This is a genomic window from Pseudonocardia sp. ICBG1142, assembly GCF_020496255.1.
In the GTDB taxonomy this organism is placed as follows: Bacteria; Actinomycetota; Actinomycetes; order Mycobacteriales; family Pseudonocardiaceae; genus Pseudonocardia.
In genome coordinates this window covers 2155436-2163479 of the sequence record NZ_JAHLJC010000030.1, presented here as the reverse complement: position 1 = coordinate 2163479, position 8044 = coordinate 2155436, and the positions used below count along the sequence as shown (strand labels likewise).

Here is an 8044-nt window from a genome sequence, read left to right as displayed (position 1 = left end):
ATCGTCACCGAATTGCTTACGCACCGCGTGATGACGTCGCTTTTCGACGCGGTACCTCGACCCGTGGCAAAACGTTTCAGCTCGGACGGTGTCGCGGTCTCCACGCGGAGACCGCGAACAGTGAGCCTGTCGATGAGCGCGTAGAACAAGTGGGCCCGTTCCACGTATTTACCTGTCTTGCGAGCAAAAGGCAGCGACTCGATACAGGCCCTCTCACAGCCGTCGACGAGAGCATCGACGCGGTCCACGATGTCGCGGATCGCGCGAGCAGGTCCCGCACGGTGGTTCCACCGAGAGCCACGCTGACGGGCTTGACTACACCGTTGTTGATACCGGTGTAGTCAAGCCCGAGATCACCGCGACACCGGTGCTCGTCAGCGATGGATCGATGCCCGCGACGCTCACGCGCTCACACGCTGTCGTGCGATGGCCGCAGCGTTCACTGGCGCGCCGACGGCGTCGCGTTCGGTGCGCAGCCACCGGTCGACGTCGACGAGTGCTGTGAAGCTGCGACGTGTGTGCGCGTCGTAGCGCATCGGTCGCAGCGACCACGAACGCGGTCGCAGGTGCCACACATAGCACGCGTCGACGCGGGGCATCTCGCGTTCGGCGCCGTCGACGGTCAACACGTGCTCTGCGTCGGCGTACGCGGTGAGCTGAAGCGCCATGGACCCGTACACCGATTTACCGGTCTTGAGATCGATGACCGCCGTGGACCACTCGCGTGCGCGTGTCGCACGGGGTCTTATACGTGCGACGAGGTCCGCTGAGCCCGCGTAACCGACCGTGCGGTTGACCAAGGTCGACTCGATCAACAGCGGCTCGACGTCGAACTCGTCGGTGAGTTCCTGGTACGCGCGGTCGACGTACGACAGCGACGGATCGTCGGGCACCGGGTCACCGCGCAGCAGCGATTCCACGCGCGTGTGGACCATGGTGCCGGTCGCAGCAGCGCCGCCGGTCGTCGTGTACTGGCTCGATCGTATGAGTTCGAACGCGTCGACTGCGGACTTCGTGGCCAGCATAGACCTGTTGTCGGCTGCGTACTGGGCGATCGTGCGGGTCTTCCACCGTTCGAGTGCCGGTTTCGCGGCGGCAGCGAGCACCGACGTCACCGATCGGAACCGCTCGCCGGTCGTGGGATGCACATAGATGCGGAGGCCATCACTGTCTGTGACCGTCATGGCACGTTGCGTGTCCATATCGATGGATACCTCAGTATGAATAAACAAAAGCCGGGACCATACGCGTGTATGGTCCCGGCTCGTATCGGAAGGATTCAGCTAGCGTTCGACGACCGGTGCCGCACCGTGTACATGCAGAACTTGTGCGCACCGTCGCGGGTCTTCTTGCGACCGTCGAACCGCACTGCGAGCCGGTCGCCGGTCAGCAGCGGCAGCCGCGATAGCTCCGCGTTCAGATGCGAGTGATAGCCGCGAATCTGACGGAGTTCACCGTCGTCGGTCCGCACGGTCACCACGGGCACCGGCGTCGACGTGTAGTCGCTCGTCGTCGACGACACGGTGACGACGGTGCCTTCCACCGATTCGCCGGGCTGTTCGGGTCGAAACGACGTGAACTCCGGCTCATCCGGTCCGTCGTCCATGGCAGCAAGCAACGACATATCAGCGGCTCCATATAAGCGTTACACACACGGGAAAGCCCGTCGGCAAAGACACTGTCAGGGCTAGGCGCGCCCCGTAGCACGCGCCATGACGACGACTGTAACCAGGTGCCTGCGTCGTGTCTAGCCCCCTGTGGTAGCCGCGAGTCTGTGGCACACTGGCCCGTAGACGAGAGCTGTATCTACGCAGCTCACGTGCAGCGGCGATGAATGCTGCCCGCACGTGCGTCGAGACCCCGTGGACCACTTGAGGCCCCCGGGGTCTTCTGTTATCGAACACTATTATCATTAACGGAGTCGATACCGTGGACACCGACATGGGCTCGTACGCGTGCGAGTACCTGAAGCGCGGCTGGTACCCGATGCCGCTGCCACCGCACAAGAAGTTCCCGCCACCGAAAGGCTTCACCGGATACCAGCGCAAGGCCGTCACTGAGGCCGACGTCGACGCGTGGACCCGCGATGAGGCTTGGCACAACATCGCACTGGGACTCCCGTCGAACGTGGTCGGCATCGACGTCGACGACTACGGCGACAAGCACGGCGCCGACGAACTGGAGAAGCTTCAAGCAGAGCTCGGCGGGCTGCCACCCACGTGGATCAGTAGCTCTCGATCGGAGCCCACACGCAGTGGCATTCGCGTGTACCGCGTGCCCGACGAGTTCGACTGGTCCCACGTGTCCGGTGCGCTCAGCACGTCCATCGACGTGATCAGGCCCCAGCACCGGTACCTGGTCGCGGAGCCCAGCACTCATCCGAGCGGGTCCCAGTACCGCTGGTACGACGCGCACTCGAACGCGTGCGACATGGCGCCTGCGACGTGTGAGCTGCCGATGCTGCCGCCACGGTGGCTCCAGCGACTGGCCGGGGACCCCACGTCGAAGGCTGACAAGGCCCTCGCGGACGCGATCAGCGAACAGCACAACACGAACGGACGTTCGCACTACGACGCCATGGTCTCGTCGGTGATGCGACTGTGCGCGCTCAACGCGTCGACGGACTCGTTGCGGAAGCTCAAGCGCACGTACGCGACGGTGATCGACCGCGACACTGGTTGCGACGAGTTCGACAGAGCACTCGCGGGCGCACGGGCGAAAATCAGCACCGAACGCGACGGCGACCACGTTCAGTTGCGCGCAACTGATCTGGAGCTCTGCGACGAAGTCATCCGTAGACACGGCGACCGGCTCCGGTACGCGATTGATCAGCAGCGCTGGTTCAGCTACGCCGACGGCCGATGGGACTCCGTGGGCGGACACGATATTGCCCAGAAGCTCACGCAACAGACGATCCGTGACGTGAACGCGTATCAACAGCGTGCCGACGGCACGAAGACCGATGCCACGTCATGGCTCCACGCGGCCTCGCGTGTGTCCAGCGCGCTGGATCACGTGCGGCGCACCGACGCAACGCAGGTCCACGGCGGCGAGTTCAACAGCGACAGCAACTTGTTCAACGTCGCCAACGGCACGATCGAGCTGACCACGGGACAGCTACGCGCACACGATCCGGCGGACCTGATCACGCAACAGAGTCCCGTGGAGTATCGACCGGATGCCACGTGTCCGCAGTTCGACCGGTTCCTGCGTGAGGTGCAACCCGATGCCGACATCAGGTCGTACTTGGCGCGGCTGTTCGGTTGCGCGCTGCTCGGCGACGTGCGCGAGCACAAGTTCGCGGTGCTCACCGGCACCGGACGCAACGGCAAATCGGTGCTCGTGAAGATCATCAGTGCGGTGTTCGGCGAGTACGCCACCGGCGTCAACAAGGAACTGCTGACCTTGAGCCGCCACGAGGGCCATCTCACGGCGGTCGCATCGCTGTACGGTCGTCGGCTCGCGGTGGCCCAGGAACTCGACCGAGACGCTCGATGGGACGTGTCGCGCGTCAAGGAGCTCACCGGCGGCGACCGGCTCACCGCGCGACGCATGCGAGAAGACGAGTGGAACTTCGAGCCGTCGCACACATTGGTGATGACGAGTAACCACGCGCCCAACGTGGGCTCCGGGGAGCACGCGTTCTGGTCTCGATGCGATCAGGTGCCGTTCGAACAGTCGTTTGAAGGTCGCGAGGACCCGCTGCTGGCTCAGCGGATCATCGACACGGAGTCATCCGGAGTGCTCGCCTGGCTCGTGCGCGGGCTCCACGAGTACCTGCGAACGGGCCTTGGTACGCCGGACGCCGTGCGCGAGGCGACACGTGAGTCCCGCGAGGACTCGGAGCCGCTGCTGCGGTTCGCCGACGAGTCGCTGGAGATCACCGGCGACCCGAACGACGAGCTTCCGACGAAGCTCGTCTGGGACCGGTGGCAACTCTGGTTGGCTACACAGAGTGACATTATCCGGTCCCCGAAGTACGCCAGATTCAGCCGGGAGCTCCGAGCGGCAACTGCAGCACGCGGAGGTTCAACTGCAGCACTTGAGCTTGCTCGGGGCCGTCACGGCGGCCAGACGTGCGTCTCGCTGCTCCGAGGCTGTCGACTCAAGCCGAGTGCTGCAGTTGGCGCTGCAGTTGACGACACTCCCACGGAGTCAACTGCAGCAGACGAAACCGCTGGTCACCTAGCTATTGAGGAGGTTGCTGCAGTTGATGCAGTTGAAACCGGCATCAGCAAGAACGTAGAGAGAGAGGAGTTGTATAGTGCCGACGCTATACAGAACAGCTACAGCGCTGATAATGGCAGCGAACTGCAGCAACCACAGCAACCGGTCACGCAGCCAGCCGTGGAACCGATACGGTCGGTCGTCACACACAGCGACGTGAAGCCGAAACCTGGCACCATCGCGCACGCGATCGCCGAGTTCGCCGCCGACACGCTGACGCGCGTCGACGACGACGACGTGTACGTGCACGCACGCGACGTGTGGTCCGCGTGGCTGACGTGGTGCCACGCGGACGGTCGACAGCAGCGCACGGGCGCCTACAAGTCGTTCGCACGCGCGATCGGCGCACGTGAGCACAAGCGGACCGGCACCCGGTACGTGTACGGGCGCCGGTGGCGCGCTCAGGTGCTCGCGGCCCATGCGCACCACGTCGACACCGACGACAGGACCGTGTCGATCGGTTTGCTCGCCGACGGTCGCGTGAACCCGGACTACCGCGTGACGCCACAGCACGACGAGCGCGGTACCGAACGCGTCACGTACAACGAGTACGAGCGACGCATGAGGCTCGCAGGTGCCTGGCGTGACCACTCGTTCACGCACACGGAGACCATCGAACTGTGAACACATGTGGCGGACCCACGTGATGTCACGTGGGTCCGCCACACGTACGGTTCAGCGGCAGTTCGATCTGCGTCGACACCCGTCATGACCTCCGCGAGGTCCCGGCTCATGGCCGCCACCATCCTGTGCCGAGTTGGTCCTGACATTGCTTCAGACTTCGTGTCGGCCGCCACGTGTGCTAAGGTTCACACGTGAGCGGAACCTGTTCGCCCGTGTTCGTGGACATCGAGAGTCACGACGCTCGCAGCCGGTTCACGATGCCGCCGGACGTGTTCTTTCGACTCGGCGGCCTCTCACGTGATCATCAGTACACGGTGTCGAACTCGTATGAGTCGTTCCGGCGTCTCGTGTCGACGTCGTCGCTGCTCGTTGGCCATAATGTGGTGTCGTTCGATGTGCCAGCGCTCGGCTTCGACGTGCTGTCATGGACCCGTGACCGGCGTGTTTTTGACACGATGATCGCGGCGTCCCTGGTGGACCCGTCCGATGCCGCTCACGCGTCACGTAGTCGCTATTCGCTGGCTGCGGCGACACGCGCGCACGGGCTCGCAGGTAAAACCGGTGACTTGCTGGAGCTGTCGCTTTTACACGGTGGTTTCGGCGGCATACCGGTCGATGATCCGGAGTATCTGGAGTACCTGCGCGGCGACGTGTTGGCCGTGGAGTCGTTGTATCGGAAACTCGTCCCGCTGGTGCCCGACGACGAGTATCTGTGGCGGGAGCACCGAGTGCATGCCGTGTGTTCGCAGGTGCAGTCCGTGGGTCTGCTCGTGGACCAGGACCGTTTGCGTCACCGTGTCGCAGAGGCTGCTCATCGTCGCACGCAACTGGTGAACTGGCTCATCCGTGAGCACGATGTGCCCACGGTGACGAGCACCGGCGAGCCTGCGGCGGCGCCACACGCGACGGCGGCCGGTAAACGTGCACTGGTCGCGGCGTTCGAGAATCTGGGCGTCCATGAGCAGTATTTACCGCTGACGCCGACCGGCGAACCGTCGTTCTCAGCTGACGCGTTGGCCGACATCGCGTCGCAGTATCCGCAGTCTTCGGGCCTGTGTGAGGCGATCGGTGCGCTTGTCGGCGTGCGCAGTGTCTATGACACGGTGGACACGTACGTGCACGATGACGGTCGCGTGCATCCACGGATCACGTTGTTCCAGGCGTCCGGTCGTACGTCGGTGACGCGTCCAGGACTCACGGTGCTCGGCAAACACGAGCGGGACGTGTTTGTTGCGTCACCGGGTCACGTGTTGGTGTCTGCGGACCTGTCGCAAGTAGATGCTCGATGTGTCGCAGCTCACAGTGGCGATCGTGAGTATGCGAAGCTGTTTGAACCCGGCGTCGACGCGCACGAGGTCGTGGCCCGCATGGCCTACGGCGACGCCACATATGACAGTGACCCCGCGCGGTATCGCAAGACCGCGAAGATCATCTCTCACGGCGTCAACTACTCGATGGGTGTTCTGAAGCTCGCCGACAGCGCGGGTGTTCGCAGAAACGAAGCCCAACGTGTCGTGGACACGATCGCGACTCAGTTCCCGAGACTTGCCCAATGGAAGCGCGAGGTGCGTGAAGAGGCCGAGTCCGGTAATCTACTCGACAACGGTTTCGGTCGTCGGATGCGACCGGTTGTCGACCGGTCGCATACACAGGCACCTGCGCTGTATGGCCAAGGCACCGCGCGGGACGTACTGTTCGAGGCCGCCGCGATCCGGATGCCGTTGGACATTCAACGGATGACACGAGCGCTCGTGCACGATGAAGCCGTCTGGGAAATACCGGAAGCCGACGTTGCCGACGTGTGTGCGGAGATCGAGCGGGCGTTCTGTTTCGAGTGGGCACCACCGGGCGACCGTGGCCAGCCGATTCGGTTTGAAGCCGCATGTTCCCGGCCAGCTCACCGGTGGTCGGAGCTGTACTGACGAACCGGCTAAGTGGATCTGTCAGATCTACTTAGTAGCTTGAGCTCATGAGCCGTGATGTAGTCCTGGGGTCATCGAGGCCGTCCGGGGGCTCGATCCTTGCGCCGCGCTGTGGTAGTCTTCACTTAGAGCTCGTCGTTACCTGAACTGCTACCTGAACGCGGAACCCATCGTCATGTACTGGCGGGATATTGGCCACGACGAGTTCGGTGCGATACGTAAGACGGTGCGCCACGTGTGCCGCTTTGCGCCGATGGACGAGCCGGACGTGTTGTCGCGGACGTTGGAACGCATGTCGCGTTGGTACGATCCAGACGTTCACAATGTGTCTGTTGGCTAGGCCTCGCGGCGGGCTGCGAAGCTCGCGTTGGCCGATGTGCGTGCACTCGTCGCCGATCGCGGTGAGCCGACAGAGCTCTCGGGCCACGATGACTGGCTGCCGATGTGGTCTCGGGTGGACCTCGTGTGTCCGGAGTCTGTCGTCACGCGTTCCGATCGTTGGCGTCAGCTCGTCGCGTCGGTGGCGGCCGATTGTGGCGAACCGTGTGCGGCTGTCGTGGACCTTCTATTCCGTGCACAATTGTCGGAACAAGCAATCGCAGACTTGTACGGTGTTAATCGGAATCGTATTCATACTTTGTGGCGCACGGCTCGGAAGTACTTGCGTGAGCTGCTTTCCGTGGAGCCCGGTGACTTCTCTTATTCAAGGAATACTTAAGTGAGGGGGTGATTCGACCATGTCGATTCGGGCCCCTTAAAATGAACTTACGTGGTGCGCGCTCGCGGCTCCGGGACCATGTTCAGGGCAATCAGTTTCCGGTCGAGCCCTCTTGCTCCCTGCTGATTGATGGTCTCAATGACGGGCGCGCACCACGTTCTATGTCTCACACTTCGGCCCCTTTCAGCTTATGACCTGGCTCGACGCACGTCGCAGATACGGCGCTCCGCTTCCGTAGCGTGTGCGCGCGTAGATACTTCGTCGCGACGCGTACACGTGCTATGTGTGCGCGACGACACGCCGCGTGCGCTCCGTGGACCACATCGTCAACCGGCGTTCCGGCGGCACCGATGCGCCGTCGAACCTCGGCGCGATCTGTGATACGTGTCATACGGAGAAGACGCAACGTGAGGCTTTCGCGGGCCGTCAACGCCGCAAGTATCGCGATTCTGTTGCGCATCCGTCGCGCGCTCCATAGTGAATTACGCGCCCGCGCGCGTGTTTAGTTGTATTCCTATTTACTAGTGACTGGGGGGGGGTTAACCCCTTTAAG

Annotated in this window: 6 protein-coding genes; 3 read left to right on the top strand and 3 right to left on the bottom strand. The window is 63.2% G+C overall.

Features of this window, described 5'->3' with window-relative positions; translation table 11 throughout:
- The 3 genes from KPL59_RS24500 to KPL59_RS24490 form a co-directional block, all read right to left on the bottom strand.
- A partial coding sequence (locus tag KPL59_RS24500; protein ID WP_226362078.1) for a hypothetical protein occupies window positions 1–248 on the bottom strand: 248 nt, incomplete at its 3' end.
- Between the two features lie 153 nt (window positions 249–401).
- Window positions 402–1184, bottom strand: a complete 783-nt coding sequence (locus tag KPL59_RS24495) for a hypothetical protein (RefSeq protein ID WP_226351340.1) — start codon at window positions 1182–1184, stop codon at window positions 402–404.
- Between the two features lie 95 nt (window positions 1185–1279).
- Window positions 1280–1606, bottom strand: a complete 327-nt coding sequence (locus KPL59_RS24490) for a hypothetical protein (RefSeq protein ID WP_226360730.1) — start codon at window positions 1604–1606, stop codon at window positions 1280–1282.
- Window positions 1607–1929: 323 nt separating this feature from the next.
- On the opposite strand from KPL59_RS24490, the gene KPL59_RS24485 reads away from it, so the two are divergent.
- From KPL59_RS24485 to KPL59_RS37805, 3 genes are all read left to right on the top strand, one after another.
- Window positions 1930–4851 carry a phage/plasmid primase, P4 family gene (locus KPL59_RS24485; RefSeq protein ID WP_226360729.1) on the top strand — a complete coding sequence of 974 codons (2922 nt, stop codon included), beginning with the start codon at window positions 1930–1932 and terminating at the stop codon, window positions 4849–4851.
- 191 nt (window positions 4852–5042) lie between these two features.
- The gene (locus KPL59_RS24480) at window positions 5043–6773 is read left to right on the top strand and encodes a DNA polymerase (RefSeq protein WP_226360659.1); all 1731 of its coding nucleotides are present in this window, start codon (window positions 5043–5045) and stop codon (window positions 6771–6773) included.
- 1001 nt (window positions 6774–7774) lie between these two features.
- On the top strand, window positions 7775–7969 hold the full coding sequence (locus tag KPL59_RS37805) for an HNH endonuclease (RefSeq protein ID WP_226351344.1): 195 nt from the start codon (window positions 7775–7777) through the stop codon (window positions 7967–7969).
- The last annotated feature ends 75 nt before the right edge of the window (window positions 7970–8044 follow it).